The following is a 17,912-nucleotide window of genomic DNA, read 5'->3' on the forward strand; positions in this document are numbered from 1 at the left end:
AGATGTGTATAAGAGACAGCCCCCCGCACATACCCCATCACGTTCCCATTCCCATCATAAACCGGAAAATACACCCCTGCATTCGGGCCGTTATGAATCACCGTCGCCAGCGACCCGCCCATGTTGTATGCGTCGTTCAGAGGAGAGGAATCCTGCGGGATGAGATTTGCCTCCTCCCTGGCCTCATACGTGCCGATGGTTCCCCACGCTTGCATTTGCTTTCGGCTGACCCGAAGCCAATATCCACCAAAACCTCTTTTCGTTCAAGGCCATTTAGGGGGATGGGGAAATGCAAAATGCAGAGGGGTAAATGCAAAGTGCAAAGTGCAAAATGAAAAATGCAAAGCCGGAGGGGGCGGAGGCGAGGGGGGAAAAAGGTGGCGTCTTCTCCTTCAAATTCTTTATGGGATGGTTTGGTTGTAAGAGGCGGGGCCTGCGCGGGGCAGTAAGCTTTGCTGGGGTTCATCTATGGCGCCAAGGTTGCAAAGGGGGAAATGCAAAGTGCAAAGTGCAAAATGAAAAATGCAAAGCGGGAGAGTCGCTGGCATAGGTGCAAAATGGGGAGCATCATGCCAATTTGTTAATCATTGGAGCATAGCTTTGGCTTCGGCGGGGGCCGGAGGCGGCACGCGGGCCGCGTGCGTGCCCCAAGCGGGTGGGCAGTGTTGGCGCCGGGGGTGGCTTGTGCCTTGGAGCCGACAGGCAGGGCTTTTGGTTGTGCAATGGACTTGACTTGACGGGGGAGATGCCAACATCTTTAGGACGCATGTCGGCGTTGTTTACGATTCAAAGCGAATTTCGCTACGACATCGTCCGCAAAATTTTTGAGGGCGGGATGGGGATCGTTTATGAGGCCGAGCAGCATGGGGCCCGCGGATTTGTCAAGCGCATCGCCATCAAGGTCATCCGACAGCATTATGCCAGTCAGAAGCTGTTCATTGAGAATTTCATCGGGGAGGCCAAGCTGGTGGCGGATTTGATTCATACCAACATTGTTCAGACGTATCATTTGGGGGAGGCGCGGGGGATATATTTCATCGCGATGGAGCTGATCCGGGGGGTGAATCTGGAGCAGTTCGTGCAGCAGTTGCAGGAAAAGAACCGGGTGCTGCCGGTGGAGCTGGCGGTGTTCATTGTGAGCCGGGTGGCGCGTGGTCTGGCTTACGCGCACGCCAAGACCGACAAGGACGGGCGTCCCCTGGGAATTGTGCACCGGGACGTGAGCTTCAAGAACATCATGATTGCCTTTGAGGGGGATGTGAAGCTGAGCGATTTTGGCATAGCCAAGGCGCGGGGGTTTCTGACCGACAACGAAGGGGAGGTGATTGCAGGCAAGGCCGACTATATGAGTCCGGAGCAGGCGGATTTCAAGATCACCGACAAGCGGTCAGATATTTTCTCGGCGGGGATCGTGCTGGCGCAGTTGCTGTTGGGGTACAACATTTTCAAGGGGGAGAATCCCGAGGCTTCGCGCCAGAAGGTGTTGAACATGCCCATTCCGGATTTCCGCAAACTGGATCCACGCATCAATGACCGGCTGAACGAGATTCTGCATCGCGCCCTGGCCCGTGATTTGGCGCAGCGTTATCCCACGGCTGACGAGCTGTTGTATGATTTGGAGCATTTCATCTACCATACCGGCTACGGCCCCACCAATGAGACGATTGGCCGGTTTATTCGCGAGCTGTTTGGGCAGGCGCCGCCCACGCCGGTGAGCGACACGGCGGTGACAATGGTGGTGGATCGCTCGGACAAATTCCCCACGCGGTTGTGAAGCCGCCGTGGGGCCCCGGTTTTTTCTGCACATGAAAAAAACTTTTTCCTCCCCTCGTGTCACTTTGGGTTTGATCCAGACGGCGAGTTCGCCGGATCCGGGGGAGAACACGTCGGTCACGCTGGCGGCGGCCCGGCGCGCGGCGCGGGATGGGGCGCAAATCCTCTGCACGCAGGAGCTTTATCGCTCGCCGTATTTTTGTCAGAGCGAGGATGCGCGGCATTTTGCGCTGGCCGAGCCGATCCCCGGGCCCAGCACGGCGGCGTGGCAGAAGCTGGCGCGGCAGTTGCGGGTGGTGGTGGTGGCCTCGTTGTTTGAGCGCCGGGCACCGGGTTTGTATCACAACACCGCGATTGTGGTGGATGCCGACGGCACGCTGCTGGGGCGCTACCGCAAGATGCACATCCCCGATGATCCGTTGTATTACGAGAAATACTATTTCACGCCCGGGGATCTGGGGTATCGGGCCTGGGCCACCCGGTATGGGAAGATCGGGGTGCTGATATGCTGGGATCAATGGTATCCCGAAGCGGCGCGATTGACGGCGCTGCAAGGGGCTGAAATTTTATTTTATCCCACGGCCATCGGCTGGCATCCGGCGGAGAAGGCGGCGGTGGGGCAGCGGCAGCATGAGGCCTGGGAGACCATCCAGCGGGCGCATGCGATAGCCAATGGCTGTTACGTGGCTGCGGTCAACCGGGTGGGACATGAGCGGCCGGCCGGGGGGGATGGTCTGGAGTTTTGGGGGCAAAGTTTTGTGGCGGGGCCGGACGGCGCAGTGCTGGCGCGGGCGGCGGTGGACAAGCCCGAAAATTTGGTGGTGACGGTGGATTTGGGGAGGTTGGACGAGGTCCGCACGGCGTGGCCTTTTTTGCGAGATCGTCGCATAGACAGTTACGGGCCGCTGACGCAGCGGTTCCTGGAGGGGCACGGATGAAGGTGTGGGTGACGGGCGCGGGAGGCTTGGTGGGGCAAGCCCTCATGGCCTTTGGCCCGCCGTCGCCGGACTGGCAGGTGCGGGGCCTGACACATGAGGAGTTGGAACTCACGGATTATCGAGCGCTGGGGGAGGCCTTCCGGCACGACCGGCCTGATTTGATCATTCATGCTGCGGCGCTGAGCCGTCCCTGGGATTGCGAGGCTCAACCCGATCGGGCATGGGCCGTGAACGTGGGGGTGACGGCGATGCTGGTGGATTTGCTGGACGAGGGACGGCTGATCTTCATCTCCAGCGAGCAGGTTTTCGATGGCCGCAGCGGGCCTTACGCCGAGGATGCGCCGGTGTGCCCCATCAATGTTTATGGGCAGACGAAGGCGGAGGCCGAGCGCCATGTATTGTCCCGGGCCCAGCATGCGGTGGTGCGGCTGGCCCTGACGTACGGGCGCTCGCGCAGCCACAACCGGGCGTTTAACGAGGAGTGGGAGGCGCGGTGGCGGCAGGGCGAGACTTTGCGGTTGTTCACGGATGAGTATCGCTGTCCCATCCCCGCCGGGGTGGCGGCGCAGGCGATGTGGGTGTTGGCGGCGGAGCCTGCGGCCCGTGGGGTATATCATCTGGCGGGGGCTGAGCGGTTGTCGCGATGGGAAATTGGGCGTTTGCTGGCGCAACGGGACCCTGGGGCTACGGGGTTAATTCAACCGGCCTGTCTGCAGGAGTGGCAGGGGCCGCCGCGGCCGCCGGATTTGCATCTGACCTGCGAGCGTTTGCAGGCGTTGCTGCCTTTCCCGCTGCCGGCGTTTTCGACGTGGCTGGCTACGCATTCACCCAGGGATTGAAGGCGGATGGGGCGGCGTCGCATTTCTTGCGGCATCCAGTTGGCGCAAAATCTGGCACAAGGCGGTGAGGCGGGGACACTCGGCCCCGGCGGCGCGGGCGCGGCGCCAGGGTTCCAGGAATAGTGCCTCCAGTTCCAAGGGACGGCCTTGGGCAAAATCCAGCAGCGTGCTGGCGTAGTAATCGCCCATGACGCGCGTGCGGGCGATGTTTTCGTCCGCCCATTGCTCCGGGATATTCAGGCCCAACTGGCGGGCTGCTCCAATGACCTCGAGCATCAGCTCCCGCACCAGGGCCAGCCAGCGGGAATCTTCCAGGAGGGCGCGGGTGGGCAGGCAGGGGCCAAGAGGTTGCGAAGGTTCCCATCGGCCCGTGATGACCGCCTCGTAACCGGCGGCGCCGGCCACGCCGAGGCCGTTGAAGGGGATGTTCCAGACCAGTTTTTTCCACAGCGCGAGATTCAAATCATCAATGACCTCGCAGGGCACTCCGGCTTGTTGAAAGCGTGCGGCCAAGGCCCGGGTGCGGGGCAGGGCGGGGCGTTGGAATTCACCCAGCATCATGCGGCCGTGGGCCAGATGCCGGATGACGCCGGGAGCGACGCGGTTGAGGCAGACGAAGCACAGCCCGCCGAGGACTTTTTCCGGGCCGGCCAGGGCAGCGAGGGCTTCCACGTTACCCAGGCCGTTCTGCAAAGTAAGCACCAGGGTATCGGATTTGATCAAGGGTGGCAGCAGGGCGGGAAAAGCGGTGGGGTTGGCCGTGGCTTTCAAGGCGATCATCACCAGGTCGCAAGGACCAATTTCCTCCGGGCGGCGGGCGGGATGGGGACGGAAGTGCCAGTCGCCCTGGACACTCAGAATGCGCACGCCCTGCGCGGCGACGGTGGCATGGTCGCTGCGCAAAAGGAAGTGGGTTTCCACCCCCGTGCGATGCAGCAATCCCCCGTAGAAACTGCCGACCGCGCCGCAACCCACAATGGCCGCTTTCATGATGGGGCGAGTAAAGTCTGCGTGTTGTTACACTCCTGCCGGGAGGGGAGGTTGTAATGAAAAAGGCGCTCTGTGGGGACACAGAGCGCCTGCCACCAGGACGGCGAAATTATTTCTTGCCCAACACGGCGTCCTTGCAGGCCTTGGCCACGCGGAACTTCACCACTTTCTTGGCCGGGATCTGAATGATCTCACCCGTGGCCGGATTACGGCCCTGCCGCGCCTTGCGATTCACCAGCACCAGCTTGCCAATGCCGGGCAGGGTGAAGGTGTTTTTGGCGTTTTTGTACGCCAGTTGAGCCAGCTCCACCAGTACGATGTTCGCTTGCTTCTTGGTGATGCCCGCCTTTTCAGCGAGAGCCGCCGCCAACGCCGACTTGGTAAGTGCTTTAGCCATAGTGATGCGAGTTTAATTGTTTGGTTGTTGTGTCTCTGTCGTCTTGACTCGGGGGCTATTAAACGCCTTCAGGCCGGGGACGCAAGGGAAAAATCGCGGTTTTTTCAAGGATTTTGCCGGTTTATGCGCCTTTGCCCGCCTGCAGGCGGAGCGTCGCGGCGGGAATTAGCGCAGCTTTTTGAGCAGGATTTTGGAGCGCCGCCCGCTTTGCTCGTACTTCTCCCGGCGAGCCGGTGGCAGGTCCTCGGGGCTGCCCTCCTGGAAGCCGGCCTTGGACTGGAAGTAGGCAAAGGCCTGCGTGGACAGTGCAAAAAGTTCCTGCAAACCAAGTTCCCGGGCGCGGTTTTCGACAAACTGGATAAGCTTGCGGCCAATGCCCTGATTTTCATGGGAGGGGCTGACGCAGAGGCAGGCGAGCTCGCCCTTTTTCTGGTCCTCGTACACGTGGAGCGCCACGCAGGCCACGGGGTTGCCGTCAATTTCGAAGAGGTAGTAATCGCCCAGTTGTTTTTCAATCATGGGCCGGGTGCGCTTGACAAGCTCCTCCAGTTCCACCGATTTGCGCGTGAGCAGGAGGATGGTGCGGATGTCCTTTTTCATGGCCCGCCGGATTTGCTGGTATTCATTGGCATAGATCAAGGTGCCAATGCCTTCGTTGGAGAACACCTCGGCCAGCAGTCCTTCGTCCACGCGCCCATTGATGATGTGCACCCGTGGGATGCCCTGGCGGCAGGCCTGCGCGGCAAAGAGGGCTTTGGACAAAGACTCCGGGGCGACATCCTGTTTGCGGAGAGCGAGGATGCTCTCGAGGTCGGCCACCGGCATTTGCCGCACCAACTGGCCGCGGACGATCAGGCCATCGGTGGTGGTAAGGAAGACGAGTTTGACCGCCTTGAGGGCGGTGGCGACTTCGGCGGCCACCATGTCGCTGTTGACGCGGAAGGTGTGGCCGTCCCCATCAAAGCCCAGGGGTGGCAGGACGGGAATGATGCCCTGGGCCAGGAGGGTTTGCAGCAGTTCAACATCCACCCGCTCGATTTTGCCGGTGAATTGATGGTCTATGCCATGCAGGATGCCCAGGGGGTGGGCTACCAGGGCGTTGGGGCAGACGGCCCGCAAATCCGTGGCGGCGAGCCCCTCCAAAATTTCATGGCTCAGCCGGTTGGCGGCGGTCAAGGCCAGCCGCAGCGTGGCGGCGTCGGTGATGCCCGAGCCTTCCAGGTCGCTGGGGGTGAGGCCCTGCTCGGCGGCCAGCGAGCGGATTTGCGCCGAAGCGCCATGGACCAGCACCACCCGGATGCTGAGGGAGCGCAAGACAGCAATGTCCAGCAGCAGGTTGGCAAAATTTTCGTCCGTGACAATGGCGCCGTCCACTGCGAGGACGAAAGTTTTTTCCCGAAACTGCGGGATGTACTGCAAGATGCCCCGAAGATCCGTCGGTTTCACGTGAGGCAGTATAGCGCGATTTCCCGGCGCGCCACGAAAAAAATGGGACGGCGGCCAGAGGGGGGAGGGGCAAACTTAAGGCGGTATCAACCCCAGTTGGTCCGCGTAGGCGCGAAGGAGTTTGTCCACAGCGTAATCAATCAGGAAACGGGCACGAATGAGTTGCTGGGCTTTTTCCACCCCCGGATCCAGCGTGGGCCAATGTTGCATCAGGTGCTGCAGAGCTTGCGCCAGGATGGCGGGCCGCCGGGGGGGCACCAGAAAAGCCGGCGCTTCGAGCACCTGCTCAATCACGCCCACGCGAGTGCTGAGGAGGGGGACGCCGGCAAACAAGGTTTCCAGAGCAGCCATGCCAAAGCTCTCGTGCCAGCTTGTCTGGAGGGCCAGGTCATATTGCCGCACCAGCTCGCGGAATTCCTCCACCCGTCCCAGAAAGTGGAACTGGCCGGTGGTCAGCCGCTCCAACTTGAGATTGTTGCGGGCGGGATCAGGGCGGTCGCCGGTAAAGTCCCACTGAATGGGAGGAAGGTTTCCGTCCTGCTGTAAAAGCCAGAGGGCTTCGGTGAGGTCCGCCCAGCCTTTCCAATCCAGGGGGCTACCGAGCACCAGGATTTTTGGGGGGAAACTGGCCGGCCGGGGTTTGGGGGGGAGCTGTTCAGCGGCTTCCAGTCCATCATGGATGAGCAGGATGCCACGCCCCATGTCCCAGTTTTGGGCCCGTTGTTGTAATTCATCACCGACAGCGATCACCAGGTCCATTTCGCGGCAGCCGTATTTGTCATAGTCTTCCGGCTTCATGCCGGGAGAGCGCAAGAACACGGCTGATGGGACGTGCAGGCGGCGGGCCAGAGTCAATCCCAGCAAGGCGTCCCAATGATCATTGGCGTGCACCAACTGGGGGGTCCAGCGATGGCGGCGCAGTTGCGCGGCCACCTGCCCGGCGAAGGCCTGATTGCGCCAGAGCCGTCCGGCCAGCGTGCGCGCGCTGGGAAAAGGATTCACCAGCACCCTCACGCCGGCCTTGCGGCACGTTTGAGCCAGCCAGCCTTCGTCTTCGCACACCAGCACGGGATTCCACTTTTGCATGGCCGGATGGCGGAGCAGGCGGGCCAGGCAGGTCTGAGCCCCCGCGCGGTGGGTGCGGCGTTGCAAAAAGATGACGTGACCGGCCATGTCAGCTTGTGGTGTGTGGCGTGTCGGGGCCGCGGCGGGCAATCACATAGACATCGTCCCCCACCCAGTAGCGGCCAAACAAGGCATTGCGCAGCGCGTAACTGAGGCGGCGCAGCAGGGAAGGCTTGCGGTCGGTGTGCTCGCCGGACTGGATCACTTCCCAGCCGGTGCGCCGGAGCAATTTGGACACGGCGGAGATGGGGTAAGGGCGCACATGGGTGGGGTCGCGCCAGAAATCGCCCACGGCGCGGCGGATGTTGGCGATGTTGGGGGTGAGAATGACCATGGGCGCCCCGGCAGGCAGGGCGCGGTGCAGGAGGGCGAAAAGTTCCTCCACCTGGGGCGGGGGAAAATGCTCGATGATGTGCGAAACATGGGCGGCGTCGTACGTGCCCGGTGCCACGGTTTTCAGGTATTCAAAGAAATTGCCCTGGATTACCTGCAGCCCTTTTTGGCGGCTGCGATGGGCCAGTTCCTGGTCCAGCTCGATGCCCGTGCCGGAGATGCCAGCCTCTTTTAATAATTCGAGGAAATGTCCCTGACCGGAGGCGATGTCCACCACCGACCGGCAGCCGTGAAAGTGTTTTAGGAAAGGGGCGAAATAGCGCCGGGCGACTTCACGTTCGCGGGGGTCAGGAATGTGCATAAGCCGTGGTCAGGGTTGCGGGTTGGGGGAGGACGCAGGCTTCAATCTGGCGGCGCATGGCCTGGACTTCCGAGGGACGGATGGCCTTGCGCTGACTGAGATGTTTGATGCGATAACGGGCGGGCCAGAACCAGTGCTTGGCCGCCAGCGAAGGGTCATAGTGGTAGGGCTGGTCCACGAGGTGCGTGAGCTGCCATTTCCAGTGGCGGCGGCGGTCGGTCCAATTTAGTTGTGACCAGTCAGGTTCGGGGGTGCGGGCCAGCATGTCGGCAATCAAGGCGGCCATCTTTTCGGCGGAATGTCCGTCGGGCGTATGACACCATCGGGCGAGGTGGGCGCGCTGTTTTTCTCGCAGGTCCAATGGCATGCCGTTTTGCAGCACCTGTTCCACCAAGGCTGGCAAAGCCTCCGGCCGGGCACAATGAACGTTGCAGGCGGAGGGTTCCTCGTAATACCAAAGGGGGTCCTGCTCGAGGAGCAATTCAATGGTGGGCTTGCCGGCAATCCAGCTCTCCAAGGCCGTGGTGCAGGTTTCACAGGAGATCTCCACGTCACACCCCAGAATGAGCGAGGTGATGTTGCTCTGCGCGTCCAAACGCACATAGCGGCGTTGCGCGGCGGGGAGGGCGGAGAGCCAGCGCTGGTAGAACATGGCGTCTTCGCGGGGGTGCGGGCGGAGCACAAGCTGATAGCGGTCGGCGTCGAGCAAGGCTTGCAAAAAGTTCAACACTTTCTGGCGGCCTTTAAAATGGGCTTCGATGGACTGCCAGTAATTGCGATAGCGCGGGATGCGATCTTTCCAGGCGGCGAAGAATTTGTCCCCTTCACTGCGCGGGAGCTCCCAGAAATGAGCCGTGGCAAAGTTGGTGCAGAGGAGGACGACGGGGCGGTCCTCTTTCTCGCGGGGCGGGGACGCAAAAAGGCGGGACCAGGGTTGGAAATAGAAATCGAAGCGGGGCACGCCAATGACCTCGATGCGGGTATGGGCCTGGCCGCCATGCTCCTGCAAGGCCCGGGCATGCACGTGATTCCAACAGAAGAAACAATCAATGTGGGCGTGGGTATGGTAACGGCCGGAGTTGAAGATCAAATCATCATAATCGTAGAAAATACCTTCATTGGGCAGGACGGCCGTCAGCACGCCCATCTGATGGAGGCGCTGAGAATAAGCCGCCAGATGACTGGCGGTGAGGTGATTGAATACCATCATGCGGGGCCGATGGGCGGCGAGGGCGCCCTGATAGGCTTCCAGCGGCTCCAGATGCGCGGTGATGCCTTGTTGCTCCAGATGGTGTGCCAGCAGAGCGGCGACCGGCAAATCCCGCACCTTGCTGTCCACCAGCAGGACGACGGATGGGTTTGGAGCAGCAGCCGGCATGTTGAGGGGGATTACAAGGGGGTGGTTTGCCGCACCCGGATACCATGACTGGCCAGGAAGGCCTTGGCTTCCTTGGGGGTTTGCTCGGTGAAATGAAAGATGCTGGCAGCGGCCACGGCGGAGGCGCCTTTTTGGAGCGCCTGTAGCAGGTGGACATAAGAGCCAGCTCCCCCGCTGGCGATGACGGGGATGGTCACGGCCTGGGCCACTTGTTCGATCAATTCGAGATCGTATCCCTCAAAGGTGCCATCGCGCTCGACACGGGTCAGCAGGATTTCGCCGGCGCCCAAATCCTGCAACCGGCGAGCCCAAGCCACCGGCTCCTGGCCGGTGGGTTGCTGGCCGCAATGGCTGAAGCACTCGTAGCGGCCCGTGGGATGGCGTCGAACGTCCACCGAGGCCACAATGCATTGCGAGCCGAAGTGTCGCGCGCCCTCTTGCACCAGTTGCGGGTGCTGGTAGGCCGCCGAGTTGATGGCCACCTTGTCCGCCCCGGCCTCCAGCAATTTCTGAATATGCTCGAGGGTCCGCACGCCTCCGCCCACCGTCAGGGGAACAAAACACTCGGCCGAGTATTCGGCCACGGACTCATAATCCGGCTCGCGCTGCTCGCGCGTTCCATTGATGTCCAGGAGCACCAGCTCGTCCACCTCCCGGGTGTTATAGACCTTGATGGCCGGCAGGACGGTACCCACGCGCCGCCAACTGTCGAAGGCCACCCCCTTGACCAGGCCGGCCCCTTTCCACAACAAGGTCGGTATGACGCGTGTTTTAAGCATGGTCGGCCGGGAAGGCCAAAAAATTACGTAACAGTTGAAAACCGGGGCGGCCGCTTTTTTCCGGGTGGAATTGCACGCCCAGGATGTTTCCATGACCCACCACGGAAACAAATCCGCCGGCATAGGGGGTGGTAGCCAAGGTGTCCCCGGCCTGGGCCGGCAGCAGGTGATAACTGTGCACGAAATAGAAATCGGTGCCGTCGGGGATGCCGTCCCACAGCCAATGGGGACGGGTGGGATGCACTTCATTCCATCCCACATGGGGGAGGCGCTCCCGTGTCTCCTGGACCTGCAAGCGGCTGACATGGCCCGGGATGCAGCCCAGGCCGGGGGTCAAGCCGCCTTCCTCGCCGCTGCCGGCCAGGAGTTGCATGCCCAGGCAGATGCCCAGCAGGCGCACGCGGGGGTTGGCCAGCGCCTGGCGCAAGGCGGACACCCATCCGGCTTGGTGGAGGCGTTGCATGCCGGTGGCGAAGGCCCCCACGCCGGGCAGAATGATCCGGTCGGCCCAGGCGAGGTCCTCCGGCCGGCTGGAAACCCGGACTTCGGCGCCGCACTCCTCCAAGGCGCGGCGCACGCTGCCGAGGTTGCCCATGCCCACGTTGATGACCAGTGCCTTCAAGGATTGTCGTAATTGATCTTGGTCAGGTTGCCGTGTTTGTCCTTGATCAGGTTGCCGTGGGCGTCTTTGAGGAAAAGTTTTTTGTTGGTGAAACGGTCGCAGATTTTGATGAATTCCTCCACCGTGATGTCCAGCGGTTCGAGGATTTTTTCGAGCGGTTTGCCCAGATAACTCCAGGGGAATTTGCCGTCATGCAACCGCACCAGCTCGATGGCATCCTGACGGGAGATGCGCCCGCGGCGGACGTGCAAGCACGCCAGGTCGGTGGCCCGGCCGAAGCCAAATTTCAGGAACTTGAAGTAATCGTGGATGCCGGTCTGGTGATTGTCCAGGTTTTCGTAATTCACCAGGCTGCCTTCCACCGTGGTATGATAGGTGGTGAAGCCATGGGCTTGCGAGAGCAGGGCGTTGGAATAACCATCCCAGGGGAGATAATAGCCCAGGAACAAGCCGGTGACCCCGACGCGTTTTAACTCCTCATCGGTAGGGTAAGTGTAGGGGATCAGGTCTTTGGCCTGCAGTCCTTCCAGCCCGATCAAGTCCGAGACGCGCAGGCCCAGCAGGCCGCCGAATTCTTCCAGCCAGCGCCGGTCAAGGGTGTTGTTTTCGGCGGCGGCGGCCGGGCCGCCGTACTCGTTCTGAGAGTTCTCCCCCCAGATGATCAGGGGCACGTTCATTTGGACGGCCACGCGGACGGGGATGGTAAAGATGCCCACATGCTCCGGCCAGGAGATATCGCCTACCTGCATGAGGCCGATGCGGTTGAGTTTGCGGCGTACGACGGGGTTGGGGGAGAATTCGACGTAATCCACTCCCTGGTTTTTGAGGTTTTGAATATTTTTCCGGCCGATGTCAGACAAATCGCAGGTAGTGGCGGTGACACAGAGCGGATTCAGGCCCAACTGCTTCATACGCACCACCTGGAAGGTGCTGTCCTTGCCGCCGCTGACCGGGATGAGACAATCCCAGTTGCGTCCGTCTTTGGAGCGGTAGCGGTCCAGGATGCCCATCAGCTCCTGCTTGCGGGCGTCCCAGTCAATCGCCTGGCGTCGTTCATAACTGCGGCAGGCATTGCAAATGCCTTCTTCGTCCAAATACAGGTCCGGCTTGGTGTCCGGCATGACACAGCGTTTGCAGTACCTCAGCATAACTCAGAACTCAATCGCGGTCAGGGGGTTGTCTGGTGGTTTTTTCCATTAAAAACCAGGTTAAATCATCCTGGGGGTGCTGGGGATCACGCCGATAAACGAAGCCGTAATCCACCAGGCGCAAATCGGGAAAGCGATCCAGCAATTCCCCGGCAAAATCACGCTTGAACAGACGGTCGGCATGGCCGCGGTAGGGCACGCTGACCGGCGTGGGGCTGTAATATTCGGCCAGGGCGACGTAACGGCGGCTGGCGCGGTACATCAAGTCGTACACCCGGGGCAGTTGGTCGGGGGCAATGTGAATCAGCACTCCCTTGGTGAAGACCAGGTCATAGCTCTGCGGCGGCTCGAAGGCCAGAAGCGACTCGTGGAAGACCTCGACTTCCGGCAAGCGGCGAAGGTGGGCCACGGCCTCGGGATTGATTTCCACGGCTGCCAGACGGGCTTGGGGCAGGAGTTGCCGGAGGGCGATCAGATTCAAGCCAATGTTGGCGCCCAGCTCGAGGATGCTGGCGGGCGGATGCGCCCGGGCCAGCAATCGCTGGAACAAGCTGGCGTTGCAGGCCACCAGACGTTCGCCCTGATTACGTTGGGTGTAATCATTTCCAAAGGCGCCCGCCCAGAAGGCTTCCTGGGGTGTTTGATACCCGGACATGATGATCGTTGTTTTTAACTGGGGCGGCCTCGCGTTACTGCTTCGCCGCCCTCCGGCGCAGTACTAAACCAAAGCCCGCGACTGGGTGCCATGAAATTTTTTTCTGCCGTGGCCTGGTTTATCTGAGAGGGCCAGCCGATCTGGTGCTCACTCTTTTTGCCGCACGGAGGCGTTGAGTTGGGCCAGCTCGGGGTGGGCGGCAAGTAATTCGAGCACCTGGGGGGTGGTAAAGGGGGTTTCGGGACGGTAAAGCGCTTGATAAATGGCCTCGATCAAGGCCCAATCCTCCGGGGTGTCAAGCGTCCACCGGTAATGCGACCAGTCCTGCGGGGCGCGATACGAGTGGAGGCGAAAGATTTCTGGATGGCCATACAGGTAAGGGGTAACATGCTCCCGTTCACGCGGCAACCGGGCTTCGAGGTAAGCCCTTTGCAACGCGGCACAGGTGAAGATTTCCGCATCCAGGCCGCGGGGATAGCGACGTTCGAGAACATTGCTTAGGTAATCCACGGTGGTGGCCGGCGTGTTAAGCTCCGCAAACACCTTGAGCATGTCCTCCAACAAATGCCCATCAAACAACGGACAGTCCGCGGTGATGCGTACCACCGTGTCGGCTCGCGCGGCCTTTGCGGCCTCATAAAAACGGGCGAGGACATCCTCCTCGCTGCCGCGAAAGCAAGGTGTGTCCCATCCCCGGCAGGCCTGAGCGATGGCGTCATCGGCCGAGTGGGTGGAGGTGGCTACCCAGACGTCATCCAGTCGCCGGCAAAGCCGGACCCGCTGCAAGACGTGCGCCAGGACGGGTTTGCCGCACAGCGGGCGAAGCACTTTGCCGGGCAGGCGCGTGCTGCCCATGCGCGCTTGAATGATGGCCACGGTTTTCATGGCGGGGTCGGTTGACCGTGAAAGTAGGTGCGTTCAATTTGCGGGATTCCTTCCATCGCAGGACGCACCAGACAAAAATTGGCGGGTTGTCCGGGTTGCAGGGAATTGGGCACACCGGCGAACGCGGCGGGGATGGCAGCAGCATGAGCCCACACTTCTGCCCAAGGTCGCTGCAAAATACGGGCGGCCCGTTGCACCGCCTGGATGGGCCGCAGGGCGGAGCCGGCAAAATAAGGGGTGCCCGGCAAACGCACCACCCCTTCCGGCCCTACTTCGACTTCCAGTTTGCCCAAGGTGTATTTGCCCGGAGGGCTGGCGGCAGCGGCCATGGCGTCGGTGGTGTAATAGATGCGCTCTTGGGGAAGCCATTGATGCAGGAGCCGGAATAAGTCGGGGCTGACATGAATTCCGTCGGCGATCAACCCAATAAACCGTGGGGGGCTGGTGACGGCTGGCCGGGCCAGGGAGCCGCCCAGCACTCTCCAAAGGATGTTGTCGTGCCGGTCCAACAGCCGGGGGCAGCCATTGGCCAGGTGGGTAAAGCCCACGGCGCCGGCGGCCAGGGCGGTTTCAATCAAGGTGGTGTCGGCATCGGTATGTCCCAGGCTGATGCGAATGCCCATGACTGCGGCCTTGCGGATGGCCGTCAGGCTGCCGGCGCGCTCCGGGGCCAGGGTGATGACCAAGGGATCGGGGGCCGTGAGGCGGCGCAACTCGGCCAGCAATTCCGGGGTGGGGTCCAGCATCAAGTCCGGGGCATGTGCCCCGCAAAACCCCGGTTTTTCTGAAAGAAATGGTCCCTCAATGTGCCAGCCGGCCAGGGCCGCCTGCAGTTCGGGATGTTCACGGCGGACGGCGGCCAAATGCCGCAGGCGGCGGGTCAAAGCGGGCCAGGAGTCGGTGATTAAAGTGAGCAGGAATCGGGCGCATCCATCGCGGCGCAGGCGACGGGCGGCTTCGAGGAGCGCCTCGGCTGTGAGGTTGTCCTGCTGGAAATCCACGCCGGCATAACCGTTGATTTGCGGGTCAAACAGGGCGGGGGCAATAAACAAATCCGGGTCACCCCCACATTTGACGCACTCGCTTTCCGTGAGCAGGCCGTTTTCCCACGCCAGCCGCCAGCAGGTGCCCCGGCGGTAATGCCGGGCCATGACCGCGCCCCGGTTTTTTATCCATGGCCTCGTGTTCATGCGGTAGTGGACTCGGACTTGGCTTCCGCTCGGTAAAGGGCTTCCACGATGTTGCGGATGAATTGTTCGTCGCTTAATCCTTCGCAGGCCTCGGGAGGGAAGGCCACTTTCTGGCTGAAGTGCTCGGCCAAGGCATGAAACAATTCCACGCGTTTTTCAGGGGTGAACGCCTCACGGCGCAGGACGGCCTGCAAGGCCAGAGCGGCTTCAGCGGGGGTGGTTTTCTGGCGCAACCGGGCCAGCAAATGGGGATAGCGCCGCAGCGAATTGAACTTGCCGGTGCGGATTTGCTCCAGGTCCGGCGCGGTGAATTGGGGGGTGCGAATGACCACCGTGCCGGCCGCCATGTCGCCCAGGCGCTGATAGCGCGGAGAGAGCATGCAGACCACGCCACCCAGGAGGTAAAGGAGAGGCAGGGCATCCACCGCCCGCAGGACGTTGCGCAGAAAAACCTGGTAAAACTGCAGGCGCAACCCCTGGGCGTCCACCACGCGCAGGCGCAGCACTTTTTTGCCGAGGGTCTGCCCCCGCCAGAACCATTCCAAGGCCATGCCGTAGCCAGTGGAGACCCCCAGCCAGCCCAAGATTCGCATGGCATGGCCCAGGTCGGGTGCGAGGAGGCCAATGAGGCCGAATATTTTGAGCAAGCTTAGCGTGAGGGCGAAAATGACCAAGGCGTCCAGCAACCAGGCCACCATCCGGGGCAGGGGACTGGCCAGCGGCAGGCCGAAGGTCACGCCTTCAGGGGTTTTAATCCAAAGCTGGTTGCTGGCAGCAATACCGTTCATGCTTGGGGTTTTACAGCCGTTGCGGCTTTCCGTCCGCCTCGGGCCAGAAAGAGGATCAAGAGGGCCAGTTGGACGGCCCCAAAGGCAATCTTGAGCGCGTAGGGAAAATGGGGCTGGTGATACTGGCTGAAAAAAGATTCGACCAACCCCGCCCAAACGAGCATCAAGAGGACTCCGCCAGCCAGCGTAAGTACTTGCGGCCCAACAGCCCGTACCCGCTGCGCCAGCCGCTCCCGGTTTCCTCGTCCCACAAGGGCTCCGGCCAGCACCAGCCCGGCCTGGCCGGCAATTAAAATGGCTGGAATTTCAATTGAGCCATGGGGCAGCAGCCAGGCCAGGAGGAAGGTCGTCTGACCATCCAGGCAGTAGTCCGTGGTGATCGCACCCAGCACCACGCCGTTGTAAAAGAGAAGCACCACCGTACCCACGCCATAGGTCATGCCCAGGGCCAGGGTGAGCAAGGACACTTTGGTGTTGTTGGCAATGAGATGGGAGGAAAAGGTCATGTGCTGTCCGGCGGGGGTTTCCGCGGTGCCGGATTCTTCGTGCGCAACGCGCTCACTGGGCCGCCATTGATCATGTCCAAACGGCATGGTGACGAAGCGGGATTGCGGGTCCAAGAGGGTGGCCAATCCGCCAAAAACCACGCCGGCCAGGGTGATCAGCGCCGCCAGTTGAAAGGCCTGCCAGCGTTGCCGGAAGGTTTGAGGAAAGGTTTGCGTCAACCAGGGCCAAAACCGCCAGCCCCGGCTGCGGCCGCGGGATTCATGGATTTCCGCGTAGGCGCGCGCCACCAGATTTTCCAGATAATTTCTGATTTCCGGCTCGGCGGCGTAGGTGCGGAGCCGTACCAGGTCGGCGGAGGTGCGCTCGTATAGATAGTGCAGCCGCTGCAAATCCAGGAGACTGATGGATTCCGGTTCGGTGCGTTCCAGCCGTTGGAGGCGCTCTTCCAGTTCGCGCCAGCAGGGCTGCTCGGCCTCCAAGAAGCGCTGGAGGTCAATGATCATGGTGTAAAAGCCTGGCGCAAGGCCGGGGTAAGCCGGGCTGCGGTGTTGGTCCGCACATTTTTCTCTTCGCGAGCCAAGTAGTCGGCGAAAGCGCGCAAAAGCCCCTGCGCCACGTGGCTTTCGATATTTCCCTGGGGTTGCGTCCCGAGCACCGCTCCCAGCAGCCCGCCGCCGCGCAGCATGGCGTTGGCGTAGGCTTCCGGCAGCTTGGTTTCCCGTCCATGGCGCTCTACGATTTGGAGCAGCCCGGTGGCCAGGGCTTCCCCTTGCACGCTGAGCAGGAGACGGGTGGCGGCCTCCGGCTCGCCCCGAATGATTTCGACCGGGTTGGTGTGATTCACCTGGCCGGCAAGCTGGCGAAGAAGCTGGGCGGCCTCCGGCACGGCGCGCTCGGCGGTCTGGTTCATGGCCTGCAAGAGGACCTCGCCACGTTTCCGGTCAAAGACGGTGACGCCGGTGGGGATGGCGATTTGGTGGGCGGCGTTGCTGGTGAAGGCCCCCGGTTTGGCCAGGGCATTGGAGGCGGCGGTTATGCCCTGAAACAACAAATCACGCACGGCTTGCAGTTGGATGGCCAGAAGCTGGGCCGGGTCGGGTGTGGCCGGTTTGGCGGGAGGCGGCGCGGGCAGTGCTGGGGCAGCAGCGGGCGGGGTAATCGGGGTCAGCAACTGGCCGGCAGCATTATAGTAGTTGGTGATGCGCGTGAGATTGGTCACCACGACGTAATTGGTGACGATGACGATGTTGGTTCTGATTTCCAGATTGGTGGTGACGAGCATGAAAGCCGGCTTGACGTCCAGCACGGCGGGTGGGGTTTGAGCCACCGTGGTGGCCGGCATGATGCCGGCAGCAGCCAGGAGTGCGAGGCTGCACATGGAGAACAACGTTTTCATGGCCATCATGGCGCTCATTCTACGCGGTCGGGCGAGGCGAGACAATCCTTTTGCCGCTGTCGCAAAAAGTGCCTTGTGCCGCTTTTCCGGAGCAGGCAGACCGGGTGGAGCATGAAGGGGGGCAAGGCCTGTTGCTGGCGTTGCAGCGCCAGCGGGTGGAGCGGGTGACGAACGCGAAAATTTTTTGAAAAAAAGTCTTGCGCTGCAACGGCTAATACGCTAATCGTAGGCGCCAGTAACCTAACAACAACCCAAAATCACCGTATGTTGGCGAAATTTTTTGCCAGGAAAAGTGTTGGTGTCATGGTGTCTGCAGGTCAGGATTTTACGTTGGTCAAAACAAAGCTCCCCCATCAAGGAAA

19 protein-coding genes are annotated in these 17,912 nt (G+C 61.5%); 3 read left to right on the forward strand and 16 right to left on the reverse strand.

What is annotated here, in order from left to right; genetic code table 11:
* A partial coding sequence (locus tag N3J91_12035) for a hypothetical protein (protein MCX8157154.1) occupies window positions 1-215 on the reverse strand: 215 nt, incomplete at its 3' end.
* Window positions 216-766: 551 nt separating this feature from the next.
* On the opposite strand from N3J91_12035, the gene N3J91_12040 reads away from it, so the two are divergent.
* Genes N3J91_12040 through N3J91_12050 form a run of 3 tightly spaced genes read left to right on the forward strand, consistent with a single transcriptional unit; the run spans window position 767 to window position 3,550 of the window.
* Window positions 767-1,774, forward strand: coding sequence for a serine/threonine protein kinase (locus N3J91_12040; protein ID MCX8157155.1), 1,008 nt, complete (start codon window positions 767-769; stop codon window positions 1,772-1,774).
* Window positions 1,775-1,805: 31 nt separating this feature from the next.
* Window positions 1,806-2,711, forward strand: coding sequence for a carbon-nitrogen hydrolase (locus tag N3J91_12045; GenBank protein MCX8157156.1), 906 nt, complete (start codon window positions 1,806-1,808; stop codon window positions 2,709-2,711).
* Window positions 2,708-3,550 (forward strand): NAD(P)-dependent oxidoreductase, encoded by an 843-nt coding sequence (locus N3J91_12050; protein MCX8157157.1) that lies wholly within the window; start codon window positions 2,708-2,710, stop codon window positions 3,548-3,550. The genes N3J91_12045 and N3J91_12050 overlap by 4 nt, the downstream gene beginning before the upstream one ends.
* On the opposite strand, the gene N3J91_12055 is transcribed toward N3J91_12050, so the two are convergent.
* The 15 genes from N3J91_12055 to N3J91_12125 all read right to left on the reverse strand — a co-directional run bounded on the left by N3J91_12055 (window position 3,536) and on the right by N3J91_12125 (window position 17,559).
* Window positions 3,536-4,540 (reverse strand): 2-dehydropantoate 2-reductase, encoded by a 1,005-nt coding sequence (locus N3J91_12055; protein MCX8157158.1) that lies wholly within the window; start codon window positions 4,538-4,540, stop codon window positions 3,536-3,538. The two genes, N3J91_12050 and N3J91_12055, sit on opposite strands and share 15 nt — an antisense overlap.
* 109 nt (window positions 4,541-4,649) lie before the next feature.
* The gene (locus N3J91_12060; protein ID MCX8157159.1) at window positions 4,650-4,937 is read right to left on the reverse strand and encodes an HU family DNA-binding protein; all 288 of its coding nucleotides are present in this window, start codon (window positions 4,935-4,937) and stop codon (window positions 4,650-4,652) included.
* Between the two features lie 165 nt (window positions 4,938-5,102).
* The gene (gene argA / locus N3J91_12065; protein ID MCX8157160.1) at window positions 5,103-6,383 is read right to left on the reverse strand and encodes an amino-acid N-acetyltransferase; all 1,281 of its coding nucleotides are present in this window, start codon (window positions 6,381-6,383) and stop codon (window positions 5,103-5,105) included.
* A gap of 75 nt (window positions 6,384-6,458) precedes the next feature.
* Window positions 6,459-7,556, reverse strand: a complete 1,098-nt coding sequence (locus tag N3J91_12070) for a glycosyltransferase (protein MCX8157161.1) — start codon at window positions 7,554-7,556, stop codon at window positions 6,459-6,461.
* 1 nt (window position 7,557) lies between these two features.
* Window positions 7,558-8,202: a class I SAM-dependent methyltransferase gene (locus N3J91_12075; GenBank protein ID MCX8157162.1), complete on the reverse strand. Its 645-nt coding sequence runs from the start codon at window positions 8,200-8,202 to the stop codon at window positions 7,558-7,560.
* Entirely contained in the window at window positions 8,189-9,580 is a 1,392-nt protein-coding gene (locus N3J91_12080) for a hypothetical protein (protein MCX8157163.1), read from the reverse strand. Before N3J91_12080 ends, N3J91_12075 begins: the two co-directional genes overlap by 14 nt.
* Before the next feature lie 11 nt (window positions 9,581-9,591).
* The gene (locus N3J91_12085; protein MCX8157164.1) at window positions 9,592-10,359 is read right to left on the reverse strand and encodes an imidazole glycerol phosphate synthase cyclase subunit; all 768 of its coding nucleotides are present in this window, start codon (window positions 10,357-10,359) and stop codon (window positions 9,592-9,594) included.
* Window positions 10,352-10,981 (reverse strand): imidazole glycerol phosphate synthase subunit HisH, encoded by a 630-nt coding sequence (hisH, locus tag N3J91_12090; protein MCX8157165.1) that lies wholly within the window; start codon window positions 10,979-10,981, stop codon window positions 10,352-10,354. The genes N3J91_12085 and hisH overlap by 8 nt, the downstream gene beginning before the upstream one ends.
* Window positions 10,978-12,126: an N-acetyl sugar amidotransferase gene (locus tag N3J91_12095; protein ID MCX8157166.1), complete on the reverse strand. Its 1,149-nt coding sequence runs from the start codon at window positions 12,124-12,126 to the stop codon at window positions 10,978-10,980. Before N3J91_12095 ends, hisH begins: the two co-directional genes overlap by 4 nt.
* Before the next feature lie 13 nt (window positions 12,127-12,139).
* Entirely contained in the window at window positions 12,140-12,784 is a 645-nt protein-coding gene (locus N3J91_12100) for a methyltransferase domain-containing protein (GenBank protein ID MCX8157167.1), read from the reverse strand.
* Between the two features lie 147 nt (window positions 12,785-12,931).
* Window positions 12,932-13,669, reverse strand: coding sequence for a glycosyltransferase family protein (locus tag N3J91_12105; GenBank protein MCX8157168.1), 738 nt, complete (start codon window positions 13,667-13,669; stop codon window positions 12,932-12,934).
* Window positions 13,666-14,859 (reverse strand): N-acetylglucosamine-6-phosphate deacetylase, encoded by a 1,194-nt coding sequence (locus tag N3J91_12110; protein MCX8157169.1) that lies wholly within the window; start codon window positions 14,857-14,859, stop codon window positions 13,666-13,668. The genes N3J91_12105 and N3J91_12110 overlap by 4 nt, the downstream gene beginning before the upstream one ends.
* Window positions 14,856-15,647, reverse strand: coding sequence for an RDD family protein (locus N3J91_12115; GenBank protein MCX8157170.1), 792 nt, complete (start codon window positions 15,645-15,647; stop codon window positions 14,856-14,858). The genes N3J91_12110 and N3J91_12115 overlap by 4 nt, the downstream gene beginning before the upstream one ends.
* The gene (locus N3J91_12120) at window positions 15,644-16,657 is read right to left on the reverse strand and encodes a stage II sporulation protein M (protein ID MCX8157171.1); all 1,014 of its coding nucleotides are present in this window, start codon (window positions 16,655-16,657) and stop codon (window positions 15,644-15,646) included. The genes N3J91_12115 and N3J91_12120 overlap by 4 nt, the downstream gene beginning before the upstream one ends.
* A complete protein-coding gene (locus N3J91_12125; protein MCX8157172.1) occupies window positions 16,654-17,559 on the reverse strand; it encodes a DUF4197 domain-containing protein in 906 nt (301 codons plus the stop codon). Before N3J91_12125 ends, N3J91_12120 begins: the two co-directional genes overlap by 4 nt.
* Window positions 17,560-17,912 lie beyond the last annotated feature (353 nt).

It is taken from the genome of Verrucomicrobiia bacterium (genome assembly GCA_026414565.1).
GTDB lineage: Bacteria > Verrucomicrobiota > Verrucomicrobiia > Limisphaerales > Fontisphaeraceae > Fontisphaera.